1 protein-coding gene is annotated in these 680 nt (G+C 59.0%); it reads left to right on the plus strand.

Going from position 1 to position 680, the window contains the following annotated elements; translation table 11 throughout:
• A partial coding sequence (locus A5678_RS12935) for an MCE family protein (RefSeq protein WP_156746898.1) occupies positions 1-680 on the plus strand: 680 nt, incomplete at both ends.

The raw sequence follows: 680 nt of genomic DNA on the forward strand, positions 1-680 counted from the left end.
ACCGAGAGCCGGCTCGCCATCAAGACCGACAACATCCTGGGTAAGAAGGTGCTCGAGATCGAGCCGCGGGGAACCCACTCGTTGCGGCCCGGCGCCGTGTTACCGCTGAGCCAAAGCACCATCCCCTATCAGCTCTACGACGCGGGCTTCGACATCACCAAAGCCGCCGCCGGCTGGGACATCGACACCATCAAGCGATCGCTGAACGTCTTGTCGCAGAACATCAATCAGACCTCCCCGCGCCTGAGCGCCACCCTCGACGGGTTAACCAAATTCTCCGACACCATCGCCAAACGCGACGAACAGATCAAGCACCTGCTCGCTCAGGCCCACCAGCTAGCCAGTGTGCTCGGTGACCGCAGCGAACAAATCGACCGGTTGCTCGTCAACGCGAACACGCTGCTGGCCGCGTTCAACCAACGTGGACGGGCCATTGACGCGTTACTGCACAACATTTCCGACTTCTCGGCCGACGTGCAAAATTTCATCAACGACAATCCGAGCCTGAATCCCGTGCTGGAACAGTTGCATGTACTCAGCGACTTGCTCGTGGAACGTAAGGCGGACTTGGCCCAAAGTCTCACTTCTGTAGGCCAATTCGCTGCATCGCTGGGGGAATCGGTGGCGTCGGGGCCGTACTTCAAGATTGTCCTGTCCAATCTGCTGCCGTATTGGATCTT

The organism is Mycobacterium sp. E2733 (genome assembly GCF_001667585.1).
Classification (GTDB): domain Bacteria; phylum Actinomycetota; class Actinomycetes; order Mycobacteriales; family Mycobacteriaceae; genus Mycobacterium.